General features: G+C 52.1%; 1 protein-coding gene. It reads left to right on the top strand.

Going from position 1 to position 707, the window contains the following annotated elements:
- Positions 1-596 (top strand): hypothetical protein (locus ACDP63_RS25080; protein ID WP_409928881.1); only part of this gene is annotated, 596 nt, incomplete at its 5' end.
- Between the last annotated feature and the right edge of the window lie 111 nt (positions 597-707).

Genomic DNA, 707 nt, shown 5'->3' with positions numbered 1-707 from the left:
CCATGAAACGCGCCCCTCGCAGCCGTCAACGCCATGATTTATATGCGAAATATCACGATTACGACAGCGAAATCAGCGACTTACTTGGAGAATGTGGGATAAAGACGGCACTTGTCACCGCGGCCGTTCCAGAGCTCAGCCCCGAAATGCAAGAGCCTTGGTTGATCGCGGTTGCACTGATGGCCCTGTCTTTGCCCGCCATGACGTTTTTCACGGTGGTTCTTTTCCTAGATCTGCGCAAGCTCTGGCAGGTTCTCATTATGCCTCGTTCACAACGCCCTGTCGGCAGGATGATCGGCGAACTGGACCTGACCATCGCCGTGCTTTTTGGCGCGATATCGGCGTCCTGGGGTGTGATCCACGTTTCTGCTTCGTGGTTCAATCTTGCCTTCCCCGGTGCGGTTGTAGGTATTGCACGGCATGTATTGCTGATCCCAGAGAATCACGCTTATTTTTTCTTTACAGTATTTGCCGTTACATTTTCTGCTCTGGCTTTTGGCGGAACCGAAAACAGGTATTTACGCGGGTTTTTTCAGCTCTGCTTTATTCTGGTTTGCTGCGGGCTACTGGTTTTTTGGGCCGACCTTCTTCTTTAGTCGCAGAGTGGCTTTGTTGCGCAAATGGCTGACGGGATTCATCTTGCGAATCCAGCGTGATACCTTTGGGCATGAGCAGCTGGACCCCGACGAGATACAAGACCACGAACT

Source organism: Paracoccus sp. P2, assembly GCF_046335115.1.
GTDB classification, from domain to species: Bacteria; Pseudomonadota; Alphaproteobacteria; order Rhodobacterales; family Rhodobacteraceae; genus Paracoccus; species Paracoccus pantotrophus.
Note: the sequence above shows the minus strand (reverse complement) of the source record. Positions and strands in the feature narration are given on the sequence as shown.